This window comes from Pseudarthrobacter sulfonivorans, assembly GCF_031454915.1.
Taxonomy (GTDB): Bacteria; Actinomycetota; Actinomycetes; order Actinomycetales; family Micrococcaceae; genus Arthrobacter; species Arthrobacter sulfonivorans_C.
In genome coordinates, this window is record NZ_JAVDRS010000007.1 from 237,751 (window position 1) to 261,261 (window position 23,511).

Below are 23,511 nucleotides of genomic sequence, written 5' to 3' on the forward strand. Positions count from 1 at the left end.
CTAAAGCACACACCACCGGGCAGCAGCAGCACCCGCAACTTTGAACGAGTGTTCAAAAATGCATTGAACAGTCGTTCAATGTGCACTATTCTCCTTGGTATGACTTACGCCACACCACCCCATGACGAAGCATCCACCCTTTTCATTAACGGCTCGTGGGAGCCGGCCGCGTCCGGCGCCGTGCGCCAGATCCGCAATCCCGCTGACGGCGAGCTCGCCGCCACAGTATCTGAAGCCGGCCGCGAGGATGCCGAGCGTGCCATCGCTGCAGCCCGGGTGGCTTTCGACTCCGGCGTCTGGGCTTCGGTACCTGCACCCGAGCGCGGCACTTTCCTGCTCAGGGTCGCCGCTGAACTGCGCGAACGGCGGGAAAAGTTCGCCCGTGCCGAGTCCTTGGACACCGGAAAGCGGATAGCTGAAAGCCGCATCGACATGGACGACATCGCCGCCTGCTTCGAATACTTTGGACGGCTGGCCGGGCAGCAGGCGGGCCGTATGGTCGACGCCGGGGACCCCGCCGTCGTCAGCAAAATCATTTACGAGCCCGTGGGTGTCTGCGGCCTCATCACGCCGTGGAACTACCCCCTGCTCCAGGCCGCCTGGAAGATCGCACCCGCGTTGGCCGCCGGCTGCAGCTTCGTTCTTAAGCCCTCCGAGCTGACGCCGTCCACCGCCATCCTGGCCATGCAGCTCCTGCAGGACCTCGGCCTGCCGGCCGGCGTCGCCAACCTCGTGACCGGACCCGGCGCGGAGGCGGGCGCACCGCTCTCCGAACACCCCGCCGTCGATCTCGTCTCCTTCACCGGCGGGCTGGAAACCGGCAAGCGCATCGCCGCAGCCGCCGCCGGCACCGTAAAAAAGGTGGCGCTGGAACTGGGCGGCAAGAACCCCAACGTGGTGTTCGCCGACGCGGACTTCGACGCCGCCGTCGACAACGCCCTGAACGGGGCCTTCGTCCACTCCGGGCAGGTCTGCTCCGCCGGGGCACGGCTGCTGGTGGAGGAACCAATCGCCGAGCGCTTCGTCGATGAGCTGGTCCGCCGTGCGCAGGACATCCGCCTCGGGGGCCCGTTTGACGACGCCGCCGAAACCGGGCCGCTGATTTCGGCGGCCCACCGGGACAAGGTCCACGCCTACGTCCAGCGCGGCATCCAGGAGGGCGCGCGGTTGCGGTGCGGCGGCGCGGCGCCTGCTGGGGAAAAGTACGACGACGGCTTCTACTACCAGCCGACCATCCTGGACCGCGTCCAGCGGGGGATGTCCGTCGTGGTGGACGAAGCCTTCGGCCCGGTGGTGACCGTCGAGACCTTCCGCACCGAGGACGAGGCCGTAGCCACCGCCAACGACACTATCTACGGGCTGGCCGGCGCGGTCTGGACCCAGGACGCCGGCAAGGCACAGCGCGTGGCATCCCGGCTGCGGCACGGCACAGTCTGGATCAATGACTACCACCCCTACCTGCCCCAGGCCGAATGGGGCGGCTTCGGCCAGTCCGGCGTGGGCCGCGAACTCGGGCCGACCGGCCTGGCCGAATACCAGGAAGCCAAGCACATCTACCAGAACACCAGCCCCCAGGTGACCGGCTGGTTCGCTGACCACAGGAAGGAGAACTAGATGCATACCGACAACATCGAAAACCTCAATGAGCGCGGGTTCGACTACATCGTCGTCGGCGGCGGATCTGCGGGGGCCGCAGTCGCCGCGCGGCTCAGCGAGGATCCGGACGTATCCGTTGCCTTGGTGGAGGCCGGCCCGGATGACCGGAACCTCCCCGAGATCCTACAGCTGGACCGCTGGATGGAGCTGCTGGAATCCGGCTATGACTGGGACTATCCCGTGGAACCGCAGGAGAACGGCAACTCATTCATGCGCCACGCCCGGGCCAAGGTCATGGGCGGCTGCTCCAGCCACAACTCCTGCATCGCGTTCTGGGCCCCCCGCGAAGACCTGGACGAGTGGGAGTCCAAATATGGCGCCACCGGCTGGAACGCTGAAACCGCCTGGCCGCTCTACCAGCGGCTCGAGACCAACGAGGACGCCGGCCCGGACGCGCCGCACCACGGTGACTCAGGCCCCGTGCACCTGATGAACGTGCCTCCAGTGGATCCGGCCGGCGTCGCGCTCCTGGACGCCTGCGAACAGGCCGGTATCCCCCGCGCGAAGTTCAACACCGGCACCACCGTGGTCAACGGCGCCAACTTCTTCCAAATCAACCGCCGCGCGGACGGTACCCGGTCCTCCAGTTCGGTCTCCTACATCCACCCCATCATGGAGCGCGGAAACTTCACACTGCTGACCGGCCTCCGCGCCCGCCAATTGGTGTTCGATCCGGACAAACGCTGCACGGGCGTAGATGTGGTGGACTCGGCGTTTGGCCGGACACACCGGCTCTCCGCCCGCCGTGAGGTCATCCTGTCCACCGGCGCCATCGACACGCCCAAGCTGCTCATGCTGTCCGGCATCGGCCCGGCAGCGCACCTCGCCGCGCATGGCATCGAGGTCCTGGCGGACTCCCCCGGCGTGGGCAAGCACCTGCAGGACCACCCCGAGGGTGTGGTCCAGTTTGAAGCCAAACAGCCGATGGTCCAGGCGTCGACGCAGTGGTGGGAAATCGGCATCTTCACCCCCACCGAGGAGGGCCTGGACCGCCCGGACCTGATGATGCACTACGGCTCCGTCCCGTTCGACATGAACACCCTGCGGCACGGCTACCCCACCACGGAGAACGGCTTCAGCCTCACCCCGAATGTCACGCACGCCCGGTCCCGCGGCACCGTCCGGCTGCGCAGCCGGGACTTCCGCGACAAGCCCATGGTGGACCCTCGCTACTTCACGGATCCGGACGGCCACGACATGCGGGTCATGGTGGCCGGCATCCGCAAAGCCCGCGAAATCGCCGCCCAGCCCGCCATGGCCGAATGGACCGGCCGCGAGCTTTCGCCGGGCGTGGGGGCCCAGACGGATGAGGAACTGCGGGACTACATCCGCAAGACGCACAACACCGTCTACCACCCCGTCGGCACCGTCCGCATGGGCCCGGCCGGCGACGACATGTCGCCGCTCGATCCTGAGCTGCGGGTCAAGGGTGTCACCGGACTCCGGGTTGCCGATGCCTCTGTTCTGCCGGAACACGTCACCGTCAACCCGAACATCACCATCATGATGATCGGCGAACGCTGCGCGGACCTGATCCGCGGCGGCCGGTCCGGCAGCATGGCGTCCGAAGAGGTGCAGCTCAGCGCATCCTTCGCCTGAGTGCCTGCGCACAGTTACGGGCGGAACGGCCAGCCACCCCCGGGGTGGTGCCAGGCCATTGACCTTCCCTGCCACAGGGCGACAGGTCATCACTATCGTGCTTTTCTGATTGAGGAGTCCAAATGTTGGAACCCAGCAAGAGTATTGATTCAAGCGGCATGGACGAGTTCGGCTATACCCAGACCCTGGACCGGAGCATCGGCAAGTTTGCCAGTTTCGCCGCAGGCGTCAGTTACATCTCCATCCTCACCGGTGTTTTTCAACTGTTCTATTTTGGTTTTTCCATGGCCGGCCCGGCGTATGCCTGGTCCTGGCCCATTGTCTTCGCCGGCCAGCTGATGGTGGCGCTGTGTTTTGCCGAGCTGGCTGGCCGCTACCCCGTTGCGGGGTCGGTCTACAACTGGGCAAAACGGCTTGCAACCGGAACCTCGGCGTGGCTGGCCGGCTGGCTGCTGCTGCTGTCCTCCATCATGGCGCTGGGGTCCGTGGCACTGGCGCTGCAGCTCACCTTGCCGCAGCTCTGGTCCGGTTTCCAGTTCATCGGTGACGGCACCGGCCCGTTCGACTTCGCCATGAACGGCGTTGTGCTGGCCACCATCATGATCACCATCTCCACCCTCATTAACGCCTTTGGCGTGAAGCTCATGACCAGGATCAACAGCGTCGGCGTTTTCGTGGAGCTGGTCGCAGCCGTCCTGCTGATCCTGGCACTGGGCTGGCATGTGGTGCGCGGGCCTGAGGTCTTCTTCGACACCGCCGGTTTCGGGGAAGGCCATGACCTGGGCTTCTTCGGCGTCTTCCTGATCGGCGCCATGGCTTCCGGCTATGTCATGTACGGCTTTGACACGGCCAGCTCCCTCGGGGAGGAAACAAAGGACCCCAAACGCACGGCACCCAAGGCCATTCTGCGAGCCGTCACAGCCTCGTTCCTGCTTGGTGGCCTGATCCTGCTTTTTGGCATCCTGGCCGCACCCGACCTCACCGATCCCAAAGTTGGCTCGGCAGACGGCGGCCTGCAGCACATCGTGCTTTCCGTACTGGGCGGACCCTTCGGCAAGGCCTTCCTCGTGTGCATCGTGGTGGCCGTGGTGGTCTGCACCCTCTCCGTCCACGCGGCCGCCATCCGGATGATGTTCGCCATGGCCCGGGACAACAACCTGCCGTTCAGCCGACAGCTCAGCAGAGTGGATCCGGTCCGCAGGACCCCGGCTGTTGCGGCCATCGTCATCGGCGTCCTGGCCGTCATGCCCCTGCTCATCAACGTCATGCAGCCGGCGATTTTCACGATTTTGTCCAGCATCAGCATCGTGCTGATTTACCTGTCCTACCTCCTGGTCACCGTGCCCATGCTGCGCAACCGGCTCCTGGGGAAGTGGCCCGGTGAACATTCAGACGCCGGATTCAGCATGGGCAAATGGGGGCTTCCGGTGAACATCATCGCGGTCCTGTGGGGCGGCGCCATGACGGTCAACCTCGTCTGGCCGCGCCCGGAGATCTACAACTCGGTGCCGCCTTTCCACTGGTACCTGCAGTGGGGCGGGGTGCTGTTCGTTGCCGCCGTCACGGCAGGTGGGGCCCTGCTGTACCGGCTGAAGATCCGCCATCAAACGGGCGTGCTGGCCGAGCACGCCGCGGCCGTCGCGGCACATCCGTCGTCGGGCTCCGCCCTGCAGGCCACTCCCGCTGATGACCGGATGGTGGACACCGAAGTCACTTAGGGCCGTTACTCCCCGTCAGCTGCAAGCCGGGAAGTTCCCAGGAAGGGTCGACGACGGCACTCACCTTGCCGCCGTCGACCCTCTCTCGTTAAACCGACCCGCCTCCACGGCGCGGGCGGCGGCATGAAATCGACCCCGGCAGGTGTCGCCTGGATCATATTTGTTCGACAGTCCGGGGCCGCTCCAGGCGGCTCCCGGCGTCGTTCGCATTGTTTGTGCCGCGGCATAGCCGCGGGGCCTTAATGCCCGCCTAGCGGCGGGTTTCGTCCACGCCGTCGGTTTCAATGCGTTCCTTGCGGACTTCCTCATCGATGGTGACGTCGTCCGTGACGGTTTCCTTGTTCAGCCGGACACGCTCGACCGGCACCGCCTCCTTGTCAACCACGGGACGCTCCTCGTGCAGCGTCACCTCGTGCTCCTCCTCGCTGATATCCGGGCCCGACAGTGCGGCCCCGCGGTTGGCATCCGTAATGGGCTCGCGCTCCAGGCGGACTTCCTCCCGCTTCACAGGGACGGTTTGCGTCACGTTTTCCGTGACGACGTACTTGCGGAGCCGGACCCGGCCCGTGGCTTGGCGTTCCGTGCCCACATTCAGGCGTTCTTCGGACCGGGTCATGGCGTCATCCGTAGTGGGACCCGACGTGTCGTGACCGACCCCGCCTTCGTTCCGCGTGCCTGCGTTCAGATCGGCCTCGCCGGCATAGCGGACGTCCCTGCTAGCATCAACATCCATGTCAGCGTCGGAGCGTTCTTCGGAGTAAATGCTTGCGCCCCGTTCGTAGTGGGCGTAAAGACGGTCCTCCTCCTCCGGCTCCAGATGACCGTCCGTCTCCACGCGCGGGGCGTCCTTGACATGGTCCTTTGTATACGGGACCACCAGGTCATCACCTTCGGACCGGGCACCCTCAACCGGAACGAAGGACTGGGACGCGCCAAACAGTCCAGTCTTGACGGTGACCCAAGTGGGCTCGCCTGTGTCGTCGTCGGCGTAGAACTGGCCAGCCGAGCCGATTTTCTCGCCGTCGGCTCCAATGATGTTTCCGCCCTTGTTGAGCAGGCTTTCGATGTCTTCCCTCGTGAGCATGAGTTCTCCCTTGGATGGTGTCTTCGCACCGAGCTTGCGGTAGATCCACCCGTCCGACGGCGATTCATCAGCCTCGGCAGGTGGCATCCCCCATCTGCTTGAGGTTCCGCTGCAACTGCGTAAATACGATAAGCATACTTAGCATTGAAAGCAAGGCTACTTAGTATTATCGAGTGCGTGGGGACCCGGGCCCGGATCGAGCCCGACGCGTTGGAAGAACTCCGGGCCTGCTCGAGGTCCCACCACCTGCCTGCCGGCGTCGATCCGCTCCAGCCCGACTACAGGCTGAGCATCCTCGCCCCTGACAACGCCGAGCCGCTGGCGGCAATGGCTCCACAGGCAGCCTGACCCCAACAGCAATCTCCCCACATCAGCGTAGAAGCCACCGAAAAATGGCCGCCCGGTTCGCCGAAACGGCTCCAGTTGGCCCCTCCCCCCGCGCTTTCCTGGGGATTCACGCCCCGCTAGTGGGGGACCACGTCACGCTGACGGCCTGCTGCCGGATACTGCATCATGAGGAAGGTGGCCTAACCTTCGCACTCGATGCAGTACGAGTGGCCGTTGCTTTCGCGTGCGAGTTGAGACCGGTGCCGGACGAGGAAACAGGAATAGCAGGTGAATTCGTCCGCTGCCTGGGGAATGACCTGAACGATGAGCTCCTCGGCGACGATCTCTCCCCCTGGGGTCAGGCCCTCATCGAGCGCGTCGGCTTCGTCCAGTTCGTTGACGACGCTGCGGGCATCCGGGGCATTCGCAGACTGCAATGCCTCCAGGGAACGGTCCTGGGATTCCTTGACGTCGGAACGGACTTCGTCGTAATCGGTAGCCACTTTAGGTCATTCTCATTTCTGACGTTTTCTACATTGTTCCTTCTGACGAGACTGCAACGTATACCAATCCGCCGTTGTTCCCATGTCAAGGACCGGAAACGTCAAGCGCGCTACTACGCGGACCGCCCCGAAACATTCCAACCAGCAGTATGAGGATCCTAATGTCAAGCTTGGAGAGTCGCCTGAGGCTAGTCCGAAACGGTCCATGTTGACCTGCGCATGCAGACGGAAAAGCCGGGTGGTGTATTCACCCGGCTTTCCTGTTGTTCGCCTAATCCCGCCCTTAGTCCCTATTACCCTGGGTTTCCGCGGGGCCCTTGCGTTCTAAGAGGTGGCCGTGCAGCAGCATGGTTATTGGGTGCCGCCCCGAGGTCCGTCCTCGAGGTCCTTTGGTCCTGTGAGATCCATCTCGAGCAGCGGCACGACTTTTGATTTGGTGATGAAGCGGTGAGTCAGCCATAGGGCGATAAAGATCGGCAGTCCAATGTAGGACGAAAGTACCTCCAGAGCCCGTCCGGCAAGCACTGCCTCGTAGTTCTGTCCTGCGATTACCAGGATTAGCAAGGCGAACGCCAGCAGTGGGCCGATGGGGAACAGCGATGCTTTGTATGGCAGGTCGCTGACATTATTTCCCTGCGCGAGGAAGCCCCGCCTGAAACGGTAATGGGAGATTGCGATTCCCGCCCAGACGATGAAGCCGCACAGGCCTGACATGTTCAGCAGCCACGAGTAGGCCGCGCCCTGGCCGATGATCGCGGAGAGGAATCCGAAGAGTCCCACGGACGCGGTGGCCAGCAGGGCCGGGATCGGCACGCCTCGCGTATTGGTTCGGCCGAAGATTTTCGGGGCCATGCCGTCGTGGGCCATGGCGTAAAGCATCCGGGTGGAGGCATATAGTCCTGAGTTGCCTGCGGACAGGATGGCGGTCAGGATCACCGCGTTCATCAGGGCCGCTGCGAAGGCGATCCCTGCGCGTGAGAAGACCAGGGTGAACGGGGATGTTGCGATATCGGCTTCGCCGGATGCCAGCAGGCTCGGATCGGTGAAGGGGATCAGGCAGCCGATGATGAAGATGGCGCCAATGTAGAAAAGCATGATGCGCCAGAAGACAGTGCGGATAGCCTTTGGCACTTCGCGTCGTGGGTTCTTGGCTTCGCCTGCTGCAACACCCACTAGCTCGGTGCCTTGGAACGAGAACCCGGCAATCATAAAGACCGAGATGATCGAGACCCACCCCCCGTGGAATACGTCTTCGCGGTTTTCCCAGTTGCTTAGTCCTGGGGAGGAATTGCCGAGGATGCCGAAAATCATCAGCACGCCGGCGATCAGGAAGATCACCACTGCGCTGACCTTGATCAGGGAAAGCCAGAACTCCGACTCACCGAAGGCTTTCGCTGAGAGGGCGTTGAGCCCGGTCAACACCAGCAGGAAGATCCCGGCCCATACCCAGCCGGGGACCCCCGGGAACCAGAAATCCATGATGATTCCGGCCGCGACCAGCTCGGCGGCCACGGTGATGGCCCAGTTGAACCAATAGTTCCAGCCGATCGCGAACCCAAAGGACGGGGAGACGAAACGGGTGCCAAAGGACTGGAAGGAACCGGCGACCGGGATTTTGGCCGACATTTCGCCCAGTGACTGCATCAGCAGGAATACCATCAGCCCGACCAGCGCGTAGGCGGCTAACGCACCGCCGGGACCCGCCTGTGAAATGGTGCCGCCCGAGGCAACAAACAGCCCGGTACCGATTGCACCGCCAATGGCAATCATCTGCAGGTGGCGGCTGCTTAATCCGCGCTTGAGCTCGTTGGCTGTTTCGCCGGAGCTACGATCTTCCCCTGTTGCAAGGTAAGAACCGTGTTGTGCCACTTTATCTGGCTTGATATCTGCGGACGTTCCGTTCGTTAGCGTCATGCAACACCCCCGAAGGGCATCAGCGCGCTGCGGCTCAGGTTCCCCGTACTGCCAGCGGATCGGTCAGTGCAGGCATCTTCGCTTGCCGTGCCGAGCGGGAAGGCCGAACCGTTCGCTCGTGGTCCTGCCTGCGCGGTGGGCCCCGCGCTCAGGTACAGCCCTGAACGGGAACACAGACCGGTTCCAGGGGTGCCGGGAGCAAAGGCCCGATCAATTGTTTGCGTGTGGGAGCCAAGTCCCATGATGCCTCCGAAAAGGTAGCTGCGGTTGAGAAAGCTTTCCGGCGCCCCGGGCCGGGAAGGAAGGTGATCAAGCTAACACATGAGAAGGAGGCGGCCTTTGGCGAGGCGAATGTTGCACGTCGAACGCGTCAAGTCCTTACGAAAAGGCTGGCATTACCCGCGCTGAGCGTAAGACTTGCTGACTTTGCCCGCACAGTGAGTAAGCAGCGCTGATGGGCTGCTAGGGCAGGCGGTCGTCGTCGAGCAGCCGACCGCTCTGGAAGGTCTTGAGATGTGCGACCGTAAGGCCCATCTCATCCACAGCGGCGAATGAACCACTCAGAGCAACAGAATCCCTTACGCATGGCGGTGTCAGCTTTCACCCCTGCTTATGCATTGCTACGTTCTTCAGGAATCCCCGAACGGAAGGAACGAGCATGTCTGTAATTGCAAACCTGGAAGTGACAGCCACCCAGGCAGAAGACCTTAGGGCGCTCCCGGCATGGCAGGCTCTGAAGGCCGCCGTCATTGGGCTGCAGCAGGTTCAGGTCCAGGACGGTTCCGTTCCGGAACCAGCTGACCATGACCAGGCGCGCCAGTATGTCAGCATCATCACTGACTCCATCAACGACCTGCGCGCTCACCTTCCCCACGACAGGGAATACCTGGAACTGCTCGTGCAGGACTTCCAGAGGTGGGCGTCCGAGGGCTTCGCCGGACCTGACTTCCTCGACTCATTGGTAGCCTTCCACCCCGAGCATTGGCGCATCGATGGGCTGCCGCACCTGGTTGTGTTCCCCATGTACACGCAAAACGGCAGCACCAACCGCTACTTTGAGGCCGTCATCATCGAGGTAATCTGGCCTTCTTTCGTCGCTGAACTGGAGGCAGGAAACTACTCGAATAAGCTGTTCGTCCCCATCAGCTTCATCGATTTCACGCCTGGCTATGACACGAACTCCGCAGTACTCTTCCCCGAGAGCGTAGCGGTCCGGAGCACCCCCTCGTTCACCTGGGGAGGCATTTTTGCGGACCGTGAAGCTGCCCGGTTCCGCCGCGTCCTGAAAGCTGCTGCCGACATTACTTCCTTGGACCTGCCCGCTGACGCCGCGGAATTGATCGAAGACCAGCACCTCACGGAGAAGACCTTCGTGATGTGGGATCTGATTCATGATCGGACCCACATGCGCGGTGACCTGCCCTTTGACCCGTTCATGATCAAGCAGCGCATGCCGTACTTCCTGTACTCCCTTGAGGAGCTCCGCTGTGACCTGACCGCTTTCCGCGAATCAGTCCTCGTCGAGCGGGACGAAACGGCTTCCGAGGATGCCCGCAAGCACGCCAAACTGGTCCAGTACGCCGTGATCTTCGACCGCATTTTCCGCTTCGCCATTACCGGGAACCGGGTCCGTAACTACGACGCCGTGGGTGGCCAGTTGCTGTTCGCCTGGATGCACCAGCACCGGGTCCTGCACTGGACCGACGGAAAGTTGAGCATCGACTGGAAGGACGTCGCCGACGTGGTCGTCGAGCTGGGCCGGCGCATCGAAGAACTCTACTGGCGTTCGATCGACCGGCCGAAGACGGCACACTGGCTCGCAGCCTATGAGCTCGTCTCGGAAACCCTTACCCCCCACCCGGCCTCCGTATGGGCCAAGGGACCGGAGGCACTTCCGCTGGACGGCCCGCCCCGGGGTCTGACGGATCAGATCCTCGATGACGAATTCCCCCTGTCGATGTTCTACGAGGCACTCGAGAAGAAGATGCGCCCTGTTATTGATTCATCTGCTGGAATCACCGGTAAGAGCCCCGTGAAGACTGAGGGCGAGGCGGGCGCATGAGCCAGGATCTCTCGGGGCGTACGCTTGTCGTCGCCGGTTCAACAAGCGCTGCCGGCGTCGCAGTAGTCCGCGCTCTATCGCAGGCAGGGGCACGCGTAGCCGCAGTGGACATTCTTGAGGACCGGGTGCAGGAGCTCTCTGGTACGTACGCGAACGTCGCGGGCTATGTCTGCAACCTCGCGGACCTGCAGGCCGTTGAGGACTTGGCAACCTCGGTCCGGAACGATCTGGGTCCCGTGGACGGCCTTATCCACCTTGTGGGAGGGTGGCGAGGCGGTGCCGGCATCACTGGCCAGGCGGATGAAGACTGGGGCTTCCTGCACACCAGCGTCCTCACCACCCTGAGGAACACCAGCCGCGCTTTCTACGATGACCTGGCTGCCTCCCCTGTGGGCCGCCTGGCCATCGTTTCCGCACAGTCCGCTTCCTCCCCGACAGCGGACGGCGCCGCTTACGCCGCCGTCAAATCAGCGGCGGAGGCATGGACCCTGGCCGTGGCTGACGGCTTCCGGCAGCTGCAGGGCGGAAAGGAAAGCCCTTCCTCCACCCAACACTCGGCCGCCCTGATCTTCGTCGTAAAGGCTCTGGTCGATGATCGGATGCGAGCAGCCCAGCCGGAACGGAAATTCCCTGGTTTCACCGATGTCAGTGTCCTTGCCGACGCTGTTCAGCAGATCTTCGGCATGGAGGCAGAAAAGATCAACGGGCAACGCTTGCCCCTCACTGCCGGCCAGCTCGTGGGTCTACCGGCATGAGCGTCAGCGTTGATTCCAAAGCAGGCATCCGGCAGCTACTGTCGGCGCGCCTGCACGACCCGACCTACCGGGGCTTCGCCTCGGACAACTACGCCGGGGCTCACCCCGAAATCATCGAAGCAGTTCAGGCGGCCAACGAAGGCCACGTCACCGCATACGGCGAAGATGTCTACACAGCCGCGCTTCAAGAGCTCGTCCAGTCCCACTTCGGGACAGCTGCCACCGCATACCCGGTCTTCAATGGCACCGGTGCCAACGTTCTTGCCCTGCAAGCCCTGCTCCCGCGCTGGGGCGCTGTCATCTGCGCGGCGACAGCCCATATCAACACCGACGAAAACGGCGCCCCGGAACGCATCGGCGGAATAAAGCTCCTCCCGGTCCCCACACCCGATGGCAAACTCACCCCAGCATTGATCGACGCGGAGGCCTGGGGATGGGGAGACGAGCATCGGGCGCAGCCGCTGGTGGTATCGATAACCCAGACCACGGAGCTCGGGACCTGCTACACGCCAGGCGAAATCCAACGGATCGCTGAACACGTCCATGCCAAGGGCATGAAACTGCACATGGACGGTGCAAGACTGGCCAACGCTGCAGCACATCTCGGCCTTCCTCTGCGGGCATTCACCACCGACGTCGGTGTCGACGTCCTGTCCTTCGGCGGCACCAAAAACGGGCTTCTGTTCGGCGAAGCGGTCATCTGGCTCAACCCACAGTCCGACCCGGGCATGAGCTACCTGCGCAAGATGAACATGCAGCTTGCGTCAAAAATGCGGTTCGTCTCTGCGCAACTCATAGCCCTGTTAACAGATGGGTTGTGGCTGCGCTCCGCCAGCCACGCCAACGAGATGGCGAAACGTCTCAGCGAAGGGATCTCCGACCTTGACGGTGTTTCCCTGACGCAAGCCACACAATCGAATGGCGTCTTTGCCGTCCTCCCACCCCAGGCAGCCGCGAAAGTCCGGGAATCCTTTCGCTTCTATGACTGGGACCAAGCACGCGGGGAAGTCCGGTGGATGTGCTCCTGGGACACCACCGAAACCGATGTCCAAGCTCTTCTGGCCGCCGTTAGGGAAGCCGTAGACTCCCCGACTTAACAAAGAAACGAATAATCAAGGAAACGTACCGCCACCAATGGCGGGACCCGTAGCGGGAGCGGTCGCACGAAGCCGCTCCCGCACCAACATCAGGGAACAACAAAAGGACGAACGCGCAACCTCGATTACCTGCCTGCTTTCGACCAGGGCCTGACCCGAAAGGGGTGCTGGTGGAGTTCGTCAAAGAGAGCCTCGCCTTCACAGGGGAGGACTCCCCCACGGCCAACCTCATGCTCTCCGTCATGACTGCCTTCGCTGAGTTCAAATGCTCCCTCATGAGGCGCCAGAGGGCAGGCATCGCCCTGGCCAAGCAGCGCGGCGCCTACAAAGGGCGAAAAAGACCCTTACACCGGAACACGTAGCCGAGCTGGTCCAGCGCGCCGGCAACGGTATTCTCCTGCCCCAGCGCAGGATCAACCCATCCCGTCGCGACCAGGTACCCCTCGTGGGGAGGGGCTTGCTGGTGGTGTGCTTTAGGCTCCCGCGTAGTGGGCGGTGGCATGTGCTTCGATTGCCACTTTGAGTTCTTCCAGGGTGGGAGGGTTCGCGCCAGGGCGCTGTACTGTGATGGCCGCGGCTGCAGCTGCGGTGTGTCCTAGCTGCTCCAAGACGGCCGGCGCGAAGCCTTCGGTTCCCCGGGTGAGAAAGCCCAAAATGAGGGCGGACATGTAGGAGTCCCCGGCGCCGATGGTGTCTGCAACTTTGGATTTCACGGCAGGGATGCTGATGTTGGCCGCGGCGGTGGTGAAGTGTGAGCCTTCGGCACCCTTGGTGATAATGGTGAGTCCGGTGCCTAGTCCGAGGATGTGGGCTGCTGTTTCGTCCAGGCTTTTTAGGGGGTACAACCACCGGGCGTCCTCGTCGCTGAGTTTGACGACGTCGGTTAAGGCCACGAGCTCTTCAAAGATGGCTTTCGCTTCGGCATGGCTGCCGAGCAGGGCTGGCCTGATGTTCGGGTCATACGTGATCATGCATTGTCTGTGGGCCTGTTCGAGCAGAGCTTTCACGGCACTGGCACCGGGGCTAAGGAACGTGGCGATGGATCCGGTGTGCAGTATTTTCGGGAAGTAGGCCGGGGCTGTTGGGGCAAGGTCCCAGGAGATGTCGAAGTCGTACATTGCGGAACCGTCCGGTGCAAGGGTTGCTGTTGCCGATGCCGTCCGGGTGAGGGATTTTGAGCCGGGCAGAAGTATGACTCCTGCGCTGTGGAGATGGTTTTCGATGGCGTTTCCGCGGGCGTCCGGAGCGATTGCCGTGAGCAGACCTGTGGTTACGCCGAGGCGGCCAAGTCCGTACGCGACGTTGGCCGGCGAGCCGCCCGGGTGTTCCACTCGGTCGTGTGAAGCTGTGACCACGTCGATCAGCGCTTCGCCTACGACCATGACGTCCAGGGTCTGGTGGGCCCCATGCCGGGCTGTTGTGAGGTAATCCATGGTCTGTCTCTCGTGGGGAGCTGTTGTTGCGGGGCGGGGGGCTGTCCAAGCCACGTCAGTCCGCGGACCGGTAGCCGGTCTGCGGACTGACGTGAAGACGGCAGTTGTTCAGGCGGTGGCTGCACCGGTCATGATCGCAACCGCATCGGTCATGTTGTGTGATTGCGGTGTGATCGTGGCCGCGCACTTGCCGAGGCGCTGGATGTGGATCCGGTCCGCCACGTCAAAGACGTGGGGCATGTTGTGGCTGATCAGGATGACCGGCAGGCCGCGGTCCCGGAGGTCGCGGACAAGCTGCAGGACCTGGTTGGATTCCCTGACGCCGAGTGCCGCTGTGGGCTCATCAAGCACGACAACCTTTGAACCGAACGCTGCGGCGCGGGCCACGGCGACGGCTTGGCGCTGGCCGCCGGAGAGGTTCTCCACGGGCACTGTCACGTCCTGGAGGGTGGAGATGCCCAGCCGGGTCAGCTCCTGCTTGGCCTTCAGGCGCATGCCTTTGGTGTCAAGCATACGGAACACGCTCCCGAGAATTCCCGCACGCCTTTCCTCTCGGCCCAGGAACAGGTTGGAGGCGACATCCAGGGCCGGCGAGACCGCCAGGTTCTGGTACACGGTTTCGATGCCGTGGACCCTGGCATCCTGGGGGCGTTTGAAGTGCACCGGCTGTCCTGAGACAGTGAGTTCGCCGGAGTCCGGTACTTCTGCCCCGGTGAGGCACTTGATCAGGGTTGATTTCCCGGCGCCGTTGTCGCCGATGATCGCCAGGACTTCGCCCGGGTACAGGTCGAGGCTGACTCCGTCCAGGCCCACGACGCGGCCGAAGGTCTTGACAAGGTTTCTGGCCGTCAGGATGGGCTCGCGGGTGGCCACGTTGGGGGCTGCAGATTCTGTCATGGTCATGACTTGACCTTTCGGATCCACTGGTCGATGGACACAGCGAGGATGATGAGGACGCCCACGGCGAGGGTCTGGTAGAGCACATCGAGGCCTGCGAGGGAGAGTCCGTTGCGGAAGACGCCGACGATCAGGGCGCCCAGGAGGGTTCCCCAGACGGAACCACGGCCGCCGAAGAGGCTGGTTCCGCCGATGACCACGGCGGTGATGGAGTCCAGGTTCAGGTCCATCCCTGCGTTGGGGCTGGCTGCGTTGGTGCGGCCGATCTGGATCCAGGCGCCGATCGCCAGGACAGCGCCGGCGGCGAGGTAGACGCTCATGAGGACTTTGTTCACGGCGATACCGGCGAGGCGGGCAGCTTCCTTGTCATCGCCCACGGCGTAGACATGACGGCCCCAGGCGGTTTTGCCGAGGATGAACGCGATGGCCACGTAGAGCAGGAGCATCACGACGACGCCTGTGGAAATGCGCACCGGGCCTACAGGGAAGGTGGTTCCGGTCCAGGTGAGCAGGTCCGGCATGGCCGAGCCGCGTACTGTCGCTCCGTTGGAGTAGAGCAGTGTCAGGGCGATGAAGATGTTCAGTGTGCCCAGGGTAACGATGAATGGTGGGAGCCGGAACCTCGTGACCAGGAATCCGTTCAGGGCTCCCGCGGCGAGTCCGACGATCAGGCCCGCCAGCAGTGCAACGGGCGCCGGCAGGCCATTGTTGACGGCGAGCTGGGCCACGACCATGGAGGAGAGGATCATGACGGCCCCGACGGAAAGGTCGATGCCGGCCGTAAGGATGATCAGAGTCTGGGCGATGGCCAGAGTGCCGACGACGGAGACCTGCTGGGTAATCAGCGAGAGGTTTTCAACCCGCAGGAACCTGTCATTGAGCAGGCCGAACACGACCACCGCGATGAGGAGGACGAGGGCGGGGCTGACGGCGGGGTAACGGTGGAGGATATTGCGTATCCGACTGAGCGGTGTCTGGCGGTCAAGGAATTCCTCGGCCAGGTCGGCATGCCCGGCGCTGGGCGGGCCGGCGGTCTGTTGCTGGGTCACGATAGGTCCTGATCTTTGGTGATGGTAGCTATAGCGGAGCTAGCTCGGTAGACAATCGCGGGGAGGCCGATAGCGGCTCCGGTCTCCCCGCGTGAAGCTGGGTGGTTACTTTCCCCAGCAGATGTCGGTAGCTTCGGTGGTGGTGATGCTCTTGAGGCCGTCGGCCGGCTTGTCGGTGACGAGTTCGACGCCGGTGTTGAAGAAGTCCAGACCCTCGGAGTTGGCCGGCTTATTCCCGGTCTTAGCCAGTTCCACGATTGCCTTCACTCCCAGTTCGGCCATCTTGACCGGGTACTGCTGAGCGGTGGCGCCGATGACACCGGACTTGACGTTGTTCACACCCGTGCAGCCGCCGTCAACGGAGACGACCAGCACGTCCTTGTCCTTGCCGGCGGACTTCAGCGCCTCGAAGGCGCCTGCCGCGGCAGGCTCGTTGATGGTGTAGACAACGTTGATGTCGGGATTGCTCGATAGGAGGGTTTCCATGGCCGTGCGGCCGCCATCTTCGGCGCCCTGCGAGGCCTGGTTGCCAACGATCTCGTATTCGCCGCCCTTGCCGCCCGTGTACTTTCCGGTTTTGGCCTCGTCGCCGTTCTTCTTCTTGTCCGCAGTGTCGATGCCCAGGCCGGTCAGGAAACCCTGGTCCCGGTTGTAATCAACCGAGACGATCTTGTCGTCAAAAAGGTCCACGAGCGCGATCGTGGCCTTTTTCCCGTCCAGCTGGGCTGCGGTCCATTTGCCGATCAGCTCGCCGGCGGCGAAGTTATCCGTGGCGAACGTGATGTCCACTGCATCGGCGGGGTCCGGTGGGGTATCCAGGGCGATGACGAAGAGCCCGGCATCCCTGGCCTTCTTCAGGGCATCCACCACGGAGGGGCCGTTCGGGGTGATGAGTATGCCCTTATCGCCCTTGGAAATGGCGTTTTCGATTGCCTGGATCTGGGTGTCCTCATCGCCGTCGGCCTTGCCGGCGGCGAGCTTCAGGTCCACGTTCTCGGCCTCAGCAGCTTTCTTCGCACCGTCCTGCATCGAAACAAAGAACGGGTTTGTGGTGGTCTTGACGATCAGGGAAACTCCGACCTTTTCGTCAGAGGTGCCTTCGCTGGCACCCGGCGTGGTGGAACTTCCTCCGCAAGCGGAAAGGCTGAGCGTTCCTAGGGTAAGGGCCGCTCCCGCGGCAAGGAAGCGGGTGGCCGTTGCAAGGTGGGATTTGGAACTCAACATTGAATCTCCTGGTGTTTGAGGCCGCCATGGCCTCGACAACGATGTCATAACGAGGTAAGCAGGATCACACGCTAGAGTCAATAGGAAATGAATGAGAAGGAGCGGTTTTCTTGACAACGATGTCCGATCGTTACCAGCCACCTCTGTCCCCTGCCCGGCCCACGATGCGTCACGTGGCGGCGCTTGCGGGTGTCGGAATCAAGACCGTGTCACGGGTGATCAACGACGAGGCCGGGGTGTCCGAGGCCACTCGCCAGAAGGTGCTCGATGCCATCGGGCAGCTCAACTACCACCTGGACGTCACAGCCGGCAGCCTCCGCCGTGCGGGCAGAAGGACCCTTTCGGTCGGCCTCCTGCTGCCCAGTGTCTCCAACCCGTTCAGCGGTGAGATACACCGGGCCATGGAAGATGCCCTTGGCGCCAGGGGCATAGCCGTTTTCGCCGCCAGTCTCGACGATGACCCACAACGGGAAAAGGCCATCATCGCCGCCTTCCTGGGCAGGCGCGTCGACGGGCTCGTCCTCACGCCCATCGCAAAAAACCAGGCGTATATGATCCCGGAGCACTCCAGAAACCTGCCCATGGTTTTCATTGACCGTGAACCTGTAGGAGTGGAGGCGGATGCTGTGGTCACTGACAATTCAGTGGGAGCCGCGAAAGCCGCTGCACATCTGCTGGCAAACGGCCACACCAAATTGGCCTACCTGGGTGACCGCACAGACATCCAGACCGCACGGGAGCGCCGGCGGGGCTTCCTCGAGGAGATCGGCAAGGCAGGAATACCCACCTCTACGCTGCCTGTCATCGAAAATCTTCACGATGAGGATTCAGCGAGGCGGGCAGCCCTTGAACTGCTCAGTTCTGAGGATCCGCCAACGGCCATCTTCTCCAGCCAGAACCTGGTCACCTTCGGCACAATGCGCGCCCTGAAGGAACTGGGCGTCCACAAGCGTGTGGCGCTGGTCGGGTTTGACGACTTCACGCTCGCCGACATGATGGAGCCAGGAGTAACCGTCATCGCCCAACACCCGGAGCGGATCGGCGTCCTGTCGGCCGAACGGATCCTCGCCAGGATCGACGGCGACGATCAAGCTCCGCGGACCTACGTTGTCCCATCCGAACTCATTCCCAGAGGCTCCGGCGAAATCCGCCCGCCGGCATAACGCCTCATTCGAGTCCGCCACCAAGTCTGAAGAGAGCGACAAATGACCAAGACCCTTTATGCCGAGTTCACCGTCAAAGCCGGCAGCGAAGCCCGCGTCGCGGAGATGATGGCCGAATTGACCCAGCACGTCCGCAACGAACCAGGCAACGAACTGTTTCTTCCCTACACCCGCGAAGAAAATCCCCGGGAGTACTTCGTCTTCGAGGTCTACCGGGATGAAGCCGCGTTCCAGGAACACATCAACGCCGACTACGGAGCCAGGTTCAACGAGGAACTAACCCGCCACATCGAAGGCGACGCCTCGGAGCTGACCTGGCTCACTCCGGTCCAATAGCGCAGCCCCAACAGCGGCCCTTAGGGTAGGCGCCACCCGGATTCCCCTCAAGGGCCACCCAGCAAAAGACCGCAGCCCCCGCCCTATGGACGCGGGGCCAATCGTCGTGCCAGCGCCCAACGGACCCAGGTTTACCGAACCGATGTCGGCAAAATCGCCCGTTGACTTGTCCGATAGACATCTTTTAGAGTCCAACGCACTGACTGACAACGTTGTCTACTGGCTAGACACGCGCAATGAAGGGCGACACAAGCAACATGAAACAATCCACAATGCGGAGGACGCGTAGCGTCTCTGCACTGACACTGGCCAGCCTCTCGCTCGCCGCAGCACTGGCTGGTTCCATGCCCGCCTCCGCCGCCGAGCTCGGGGATGAGCAACACCGGCCGGCCATCCATTACTCCCCGGAGAAGAACTGGATGAACGACCCCAACGGGCTCGTCTTCCACAAGGGCGTCTACCACATGTACTACCAGCACAACCCCTCCGGTAACACCTGGGGGAACATGTCCTGGGGCCACGCCACGTCCAAGGACCTCGTCCACTGGGAAGAGCAGCCACTGGCCATCTCCACTGATGCACAGGAAGATGTCTTCTCCGGCAGCATCGTCGTGGACAAAAACAACACGTCAGGACTCGGCACCGCGGAGAACCCACCCCTGATTGCGATCTACACCAGCGCCTACAAGGAAGCGTCCACGCACCGCGGCCTGCAGGCCCAATCTCTGGCCTACAGCCTGGACGACGGCCAAACCTGGACCAAGTACGACGGCAATCCTGTGCTGAGCCGGAATTCAGCCAACTTCCGCGACCCCAAGGTGTTCTGGTACGACAACCCGGCCGGCGGAAGCTACTGGGTCATGACCGCAGTGGAAGCGCAGGAGCACAAGGTTGTCCTCTACAAGTCCGACAACCTCAAGGACTGGACGGCCCTGAGCGAATTCGGGCCCGCCAATGCCACCGGCGGACAGTGGGAATGCCCTGACCTGTTCCCCTTGGCCGTTGACGGCGACCCGAACAACGTCAAATGGGTCATGATAGTCAGCATCAACCCCGGAGGCGTCGCCGGAGGCTCGGCCGGCCAGTACTTCGTGGGCAACTTCGACGGCACCACGTTCACCTCCGAAACCACCAAGCCCGCCGCAACCCTTCCAGCCGGCACTGTTCTGGCCGGGTTCAACGACGGAACCTACAACGGCTGGACGGTGAACAACGAACCGGGCAACTGGAAGAATGGCCCCTTCGGTGACGCTCCAGCGGCCGGTTCCCTGCCCGGCCAGAGCCCAGTGACAGGATTCGGCGGCACAGGGCTCGTCAACTCCTTCAACGACGGCGACTGGCCCGTCGGCACGATGAAATCCCCTGCCTTTACCGTCTCCCAGGACTATCTGAATTTCCTGGTAGGCGGCGGAAACCACCCTCGGACCTCGGACAGGCTGGACAACACGCCGCCCCAGGGAGAACTCCTCTTTGACGGCTTTGAAGTGCCTGCCGGAACAACGCTGGCAGACTTCGGCTGGACCGGCACCGGGGACATCGCACCCCAGTACCAGCCGTTCGCAGGCGGAGGCGACCATGCCATCGGAACCCACGTGATCAACACCTTCGAATCCAACGGCGGCGGCGACGAAAAACAGGGCACCCTGATCTCCCCCGCGTTCACCATCACCAAAAACAACCTCAGCATGCTGGTCGGAGGTGGAAACCGCAGCAACGACCCGAACCAGACCCTGGCCGTGCAGTTGCTCGTCAACGGCGAAATTAAGCGTTCCGTCGCCGGTGAAAACGCCGGCGCACTGAACTGGAAGGCCTGGGACGTTGCCGAATTCCGGGGCCAGCAGGCACAGATCCGAGTCGTGGACCAAGCAACGGGCGGGTGGGGCCACCTCACCCTGGACCACGTCATGCAGACAGACGCTCCGGCCGTGCCCCGCTCGGACGAGACAACAGTAAACCTGGAAGTCGGTGGACAGGTGGTCCGCACCGCCACCGGATCCAACAGTGAAGCACTGGACCTCGCGTCCTGGAACGTCAAGGAGTTCGCCGGGCAGCAAGCGAACATCAGCATCATCGATAACAACCGGGGCGGATGGGGCCACATCCTCGCAGACGAATTCATGCTCTCAGCCAAACCCGCAGTGTCGGCACTGGAGACCTATGACTGGCTGGACTACGGCCGGGACTACTACGCCGCCGTATCCTTCGGCAATATGCCCGACGACAAGAGGATCATGCTGGGCTGGATGAGCAACTGGGACTACGCCAACGACATCCCCACCAGCCCGTGGCGCAGCGCCATGGCCCTGCCCCGCGAAGTTAAACTCACCCAAACCCCCGACGGCCCCCGCCTCACCCAAAGCGCCGTTAAGCAAGTAGAAAAACTGGGAGGGAAAGTCTCCTATAACGACAAGAAGGGCGGCCCGATTTCCGCAGGCACGCACCCGCTACCCGCACAGTCGGCAGGCCAGATACAGCAGGTGGACATCACCTTCACCCCCGGTACAGCAACAAAGTCCGGGCTCACCGTCCTCGGTGACGAAAAATCATCCACGGTCATCGGCTATGACGCCACAACCGGGAAGATGTTCGTTGACCGCAGAAACTCCGGGAACACCACGTTCCACCCGGCCTTCGCTTCCATCGAGGACGCCCCCGTCACCTTGGACAAGAACGGCAACATCACCCTGCGGATCTACCTCGACCGCTCCTCCGTGGAGGTATTCGCCCAGAACGGCCTGCGGACCATCACCGACCAGGTGTTCCCCAACCCGGGAGCAGACAAGATGGCCCTCTTCGCCGAAGGCGGGACCGCGCAGCTCAAATCACTCACCGTGACACCGCTGGAAAAGGCAATGTTCCTCCCCGAAAAGAAGTAACCCCTACCACCCTCTGACTAGCTCACCTGAGAGCTGCACCTGAAGGGACTGAGTTCGGTACAACACCGGGCTCAGTCCCTTCAGCTTTTCCCTCCGCCGCGTTCCGAAGTCTCGGCAGGAGCAGGAGGAACTTGACAGCGCTCCGCGTGTTTTGAACATGCCGTTGCGCCGAGCCCAGATTTCAAACTGGCACCTTTCGGCGGCTCTGACCCCGGGACAAGTGCCACGCCTTCACCTGGCGCTCCCGCTGGAATCCACGCAACAAGCTCTTACAGCCGCTGCTCCCAGACCGTGAGCTGCAGCCTGACTGCGTCGCCGCCGGGGACGGCGGCAGCGTCCCCCGCGCCGCCGTCGGGCACACCGCCGAACACCCCAAGGTAGCGGCAGCACACCGTCCCCAACAGGCGCTGCCACGCACCTCCGGTGCGGTCCGCGCTCATGAGGCGCGGACCGCCTGGGCAGCTTCGTCCGCTGTGCGCACCGGAGTTTCCAGGCCGAGGTTTTCACGCAGGGTGCTCCCCCGGTACTCCGTCGGGTAGACGCCGCGTTCCTGCAATTCCGGCACCAGGTGGTTCACGATGTCATCCAGGCCGGTGGGGATCAGCCACGGCGAGATGTTAAAGCCGTCCACCGCGCCAACCCGTGCATACTCGGCCAGCTGGTCAGCCACCGCCGAGTACGAACCTGTGAAGGTGGCGTCCACGCGGGCTGTGCGGGACGTGACGAACTGGCGGATGGAGAGGCCCTTGTCCTTGGCCTCTGCCCGCCACTGGTCCGCCAGCTGGCGGGCTTTGGCGCCGTGGAAGCCGCTGCCGCGGGTCTCCGAGGTTTCCTCCACTACAGGGTCAATCTCCGGAAGCGGCCCGTCCGGATCGTATTCGGAGAGCTCGCGGCCCCAGAACTGCTCCAGGTACGCCACGGCCTGCTGCGGACCGATTTGCAGGCTGCGCACCCATTCCTTCTTCGCCGCAGCCTCTTCAGCCGTGGCTGCCAGGATGAATTCGCTGGCTGGCATGATCTGCACGGCATTGGCTCCGCGGCCCGCGTTCAGCGAGCGTGCCACGAGGTCCTTGCGGAACTCGACGGCGGCATCGAACTTCGGATGGGCCGAGAAGATGACGTCCGCCTGGCGGGCGGCAAAGTCACGGCCTTCCGGGGAGTCGCCGGCCTGGAAGAGCACGGGCCGGTACTGCGCGCTTCGAGGGAGCCGGGGCGTCACGTCCACTGTGTAGTGCTGGCCTTCATGGAGCACGCGGCGGGCCGGACCTTCCTCAGTTTCCCAGGAGTCCCAGATGCGCTTCGCCGTTTCGACGAACGCTTCGGCGTGCCTGTAACGGTCGGCGTGGTCCAGGTATCCCCCGCGCCGGAAGTTGGCACCGGTCCAGGCGTTGTCCGTGGTCACGATGTTCCACGCGGCACGGCCACCGGAAATCAGGTCAAGGGACGAGAGCCTGTGTGCCAGGTCGGCGGGGTCGTTGTACGTGGTGTTCTGGGTGGCCACCAGGCCGATGTTCCTGGTTACGGAAGCCAGCGCGGCAAGCATGGTCTGCGCGTCCGGCCGGCCCACGACGTCCAGCGCGTGGGGCCTGCCGAGGTGTTCCCGCAGGCGGAGGCCTTCGCCCAGGAAAAACGCGGCGAACAGCCCCCGCTCGGCCGTCTGCACAAGGCGGCGGAATGATTCGAAGTCGGTCTGCGAACCGGATTCGGCTGCCTTCCAGATGGTTCCGGAGTTGACGCCCTGGAAAAAGATCCCGAACTGCAGTTTGCCCGACGGTACAGAAACATCGGATTTAGCACGGCTGTGCTGTGTCATGGTCT

At 63.0% G+C, this 23,511-nt stretch carries 19 protein-coding genes and 1 pseudogene; 11 read left to right on the plus strand and 9 right to left on the minus strand.

The features are described 5' to 3' along the window. Positions 1-99: 99 nt before the first annotated feature. The 3 genes from J2808_RS16435 (at position 100) to J2808_RS16445 (ending at position 4,973) form a co-directional block, all read left to right on the plus strand. Positions 100-1,614, plus strand: a complete 1,515-nt coding sequence (locus J2808_RS16435; protein ID WP_309818733.1) for an aldehyde dehydrogenase family protein — start codon at positions 100-102, stop codon at positions 1,612-1,614. Next, positions 1,615-3,255, plus strand: a complete 1,641-nt coding sequence (locus J2808_RS16440) for a GMC family oxidoreductase (RefSeq protein ID WP_309818735.1) — start codon at positions 1,615-1,617, stop codon at positions 3,253-3,255. It begins immediately after the preceding gene. A 122-nt stretch (positions 3,256-3,377) separates the two neighbouring features. After that, positions 3,378-4,973, plus strand: a complete 1,596-nt coding sequence (locus tag J2808_RS16445; RefSeq protein WP_309818736.1) for an APC family permease — start codon at positions 3,378-3,380, stop codon at positions 4,971-4,973. Positions 4,974-5,223: 250 nt separating this feature from the next. On the opposite strand, the gene J2808_RS16450 is transcribed toward J2808_RS16445, so the two are convergent. Continuing rightward, positions 5,224-6,057, minus strand: a complete 834-nt coding sequence (locus J2808_RS16450) for a YsnF/AvaK domain-containing protein (RefSeq protein WP_309818792.1) — start codon at positions 6,055-6,057, stop codon at positions 5,224-5,226. A gap of 177 nt (positions 6,058-6,234) precedes the next feature. Between J2808_RS16450 and J2808_RS16455 the strand changes: the two genes are divergently transcribed. After that, positions 6,235-6,405 carry a hypothetical protein gene (locus tag J2808_RS16455; protein ID WP_309818739.1) on the plus strand — a complete coding sequence of 57 codons (171 nt, stop codon included), beginning with the start codon at positions 6,235-6,237 and terminating at the stop codon, positions 6,403-6,405. A 179-nt stretch (positions 6,406-6,584) separates the two neighbouring features. Here J2808_RS16455 and J2808_RS16460 read toward each other — a convergent pair whose 3' ends face one another. Together J2808_RS16460 and J2808_RS16465 are read right to left on the minus strand one after the other, a co-directional pair. After that, positions 6,585-6,887 carry a DUF4193 domain-containing protein gene (locus J2808_RS16460; RefSeq protein ID WP_123255587.1) on the minus strand — a complete coding sequence of 101 codons (303 nt, stop codon included), beginning with the start codon at positions 6,885-6,887 and terminating at the stop codon, positions 6,585-6,587. Between the two features lie 351 nt (positions 6,888-7,238). Further along, positions 7,239-8,801, minus strand: a complete 1,563-nt coding sequence (locus tag J2808_RS16465) for an amino acid permease (protein ID WP_309818745.1) — start codon at positions 8,799-8,801, stop codon at positions 7,239-7,241. A gap of 658 nt (positions 8,802-9,459) precedes the next feature. Between J2808_RS16465 and J2808_RS16470 the strand changes: the two genes are divergently transcribed. The 4 genes and pseudogenes from J2808_RS16470 to J2808_RS16485 form a co-directional block, all read left to right on the plus strand. Further along, positions 9,460-10,863 carry a DUF6421 family protein gene (locus tag J2808_RS16470; RefSeq protein WP_309818748.1) on the plus strand — a complete coding sequence of 468 codons (1,404 nt, stop codon included), beginning with the start codon at positions 9,460-9,462 and terminating at the stop codon, positions 10,861-10,863. Continuing rightward, the gene (locus J2808_RS16475; protein ID WP_309818750.1) at positions 10,860-11,618 is read left to right on the plus strand and encodes an SDR family NAD(P)-dependent oxidoreductase; all 759 of its coding nucleotides are present in this window, start codon (positions 10,860-10,862) and stop codon (positions 11,616-11,618) included. Before J2808_RS16470 ends, J2808_RS16475 begins: the two co-directional genes overlap by 4 nt. After that, positions 11,615-12,715, plus strand: coding sequence for a threonine aldolase family protein (locus J2808_RS16480; RefSeq protein WP_309818752.1), 1,101 nt, complete (start codon positions 11,615-11,617; stop codon positions 12,713-12,715). The genes J2808_RS16475 and J2808_RS16480 overlap by 4 nt, the downstream gene beginning before the upstream one ends. Positions 12,716-12,829: 114 nt before the next feature. Next, positions 12,830-13,109: pseudogene (locus tag J2808_RS16485) on the plus strand (recombinase family protein); the annotation flags it as partial. Positions 13,110-13,188: 79 nt separating this feature from the next. Here J2808_RS16485 and J2808_RS16490 read toward each other — a convergent pair. The 4 genes from J2808_RS16490 to J2808_RS16505 form a co-directional block, all read right to left on the minus strand. Beyond that, positions 13,189-14,148, minus strand: a complete 960-nt coding sequence (locus tag J2808_RS16490; RefSeq protein ID WP_309818754.1) for a carbohydrate kinase family protein — start codon at positions 14,146-14,148, stop codon at positions 13,189-13,191. 108 nt (positions 14,149-14,256) lie between these two features. After that, a complete protein-coding gene (locus J2808_RS16495) occupies positions 14,257-15,051 on the minus strand; it encodes an ATP-binding cassette domain-containing protein (RefSeq protein WP_309818755.1) in 795 nt (264 codons plus the stop codon). Further along, positions 15,048-16,094, minus strand: a complete 1,047-nt coding sequence (locus J2808_RS16500; RefSeq protein WP_306916361.1) for an ABC transporter permease — start codon at positions 16,092-16,094, stop codon at positions 15,048-15,050. Before J2808_RS16500 ends, J2808_RS16495 begins: the two co-directional genes overlap by 4 nt. A 105-nt stretch (positions 16,095-16,199) precedes the next feature. Beyond that, positions 16,200-17,318 (minus strand): substrate-binding domain-containing protein, encoded by a 1,119-nt coding sequence (locus J2808_RS16505; RefSeq protein WP_309818759.1) that lies wholly within the window; start codon positions 17,316-17,318, stop codon positions 16,200-16,202. A gap of 164 nt (positions 17,319-17,482) precedes the next feature. On the opposite strand from J2808_RS16505, the gene J2808_RS16510 reads away from it, so the two are divergent. The 3 genes from J2808_RS16510 (at position 17,483) to J2808_RS16520 (ending at position 21,693) form a co-directional block, all read left to right on the plus strand. Further along, positions 17,483-18,481 carry a LacI family DNA-binding transcriptional regulator gene (locus J2808_RS16510; protein WP_309818794.1) on the plus strand — a complete coding sequence of 333 codons (999 nt, stop codon included), beginning with the start codon at positions 17,483-17,485 and terminating at the stop codon, positions 18,479-18,481. A 42-nt stretch (positions 18,482-18,523) separates the two neighbouring features. Further along, the gene (locus tag J2808_RS16515; protein ID WP_309818761.1) at positions 18,524-18,817 is read left to right on the plus strand and encodes a putative quinol monooxygenase; all 294 of its coding nucleotides are present in this window, start codon (positions 18,524-18,526) and stop codon (positions 18,815-18,817) included. A 257-nt stretch (positions 18,818-19,074) separates the two neighbouring features. Next, the gene (locus J2808_RS16520) at positions 19,075-21,693 is read left to right on the plus strand and encodes a GH32 C-terminal domain-containing protein (RefSeq protein WP_309818763.1); all 2,619 of its coding nucleotides are present in this window, start codon (positions 19,075-19,077) and stop codon (positions 21,691-21,693) included. Positions 21,694-21,962: 269 nt separating this feature from the next. Here the strand turns inward: J2808_RS16520 and J2808_RS16525 are convergent, their stop codons facing one another. After that, positions 21,963-22,133, minus strand: a complete 171-nt coding sequence (locus J2808_RS16525) for a hypothetical protein (RefSeq protein ID WP_309818765.1) — start codon at positions 22,131-22,133, stop codon at positions 21,963-21,965. Next, positions 22,130-23,506, minus strand: a complete 1,377-nt coding sequence (locus J2808_RS16530; protein WP_309818767.1) for an NtaA/DmoA family FMN-dependent monooxygenase — start codon at positions 23,504-23,506, stop codon at positions 22,130-22,132. The genes J2808_RS16525 and J2808_RS16530 overlap by 4 nt, the downstream gene beginning before the upstream one ends. Between the last annotated feature and the right edge of the window lie 5 nt (positions 23,507-23,511).

Bases quoted from the DNA above. Each gene is read 5' to 3' on its own strand.
- J2808_RS16435 (WP_309818733.1), top strand. From the start codon at position 100: ATGACTTACGCCACACCACCCCATGACGAAGCATCCACCCTTTTCATT.
- J2808_RS16440 (WP_309818735.1), top strand. From the start codon at position 1,615: ATGCATACCGACAACATCGAAAACCTCAATGAGCGCGGGTTCGACTAC.
- J2808_RS16445 (WP_309818736.1), top strand. From the start codon at position 3,378: ATGTTGGAACCCAGCAAGAGTATTGATTCAAGCGGCATGGACGAGTTC.
- J2808_RS16450 (WP_309818792.1), bottom strand. From the start codon at position 6,057: ATGCTCACGAGGGAAGACATCGAAAGCCTGCTCAACAAGGGCGGAAAC.
- J2808_RS16465 (WP_309818745.1), bottom strand. From the start codon at position 8,801: ATGACGCTAACGAACGGAACGTCCGCAGATATCAAGCCAGATAAAGTG.
- J2808_RS16470 (WP_309818748.1), top strand. From the start codon at position 9,460: ATGTCTGTAATTGCAAACCTGGAAGTGACAGCCACCCAGGCAGAAGAC.
- J2808_RS16475 (WP_309818750.1), top strand. From the start codon at position 10,860: ATGAGCCAGGATCTCTCGGGGCGTACGCTTGTCGTCGCCGGTTCAACA.
- J2808_RS16480 (WP_309818752.1), top strand. From the start codon at position 11,615: ATGAGCGTCAGCGTTGATTCCAAAGCAGGCATCCGGCAGCTACTGTCG.
- J2808_RS16490 (WP_309818754.1), bottom strand. From the start codon at position 14,148: ATGGATTACCTCACAACAGCCCGGCATGGGGCCCACCAGACCCTGGAC.
- J2808_RS16495 (WP_309818755.1), bottom strand. From the start codon at position 15,051: ATGACCATGACAGAATCTGCAGCCCCCAACGTGGCCACCCGCGAGCCC.
- J2808_RS16505 (WP_309818759.1), bottom strand. From the start codon at position 17,318: ATGTTGAGTTCCAAATCCCACCTTGCAACGGCCACCCGCTTCCTTGCC.
- J2808_RS16510 (WP_309818794.1), top strand. From the start codon at position 17,483: ATGCGTCACGTGGCGGCGCTTGCGGGTGTCGGAATCAAGACCGTGTCA.
- J2808_RS16515 (WP_309818761.1), top strand. From the start codon at position 18,524: ATGACCAAGACCCTTTATGCCGAGTTCACCGTCAAAGCCGGCAGCGAA.
- J2808_RS16520 (WP_309818763.1), top strand. From the start codon at position 19,075: ATGAAACAATCCACAATGCGGAGGACGCGTAGCGTCTCTGCACTGACA.
- J2808_RS16525 (WP_309818765.1), bottom strand. From the start codon at position 22,133: ATGAGCGCGGACCGCACCGGAGGTGCGTGGCAGCGCCTGTTGGGGACG.
- J2808_RS16530 (WP_309818767.1), bottom strand. From the start codon at position 23,506: ATGACACAGCACAGCCGTGCTAAATCCGATGTTTCTGTACCGTCGGGC.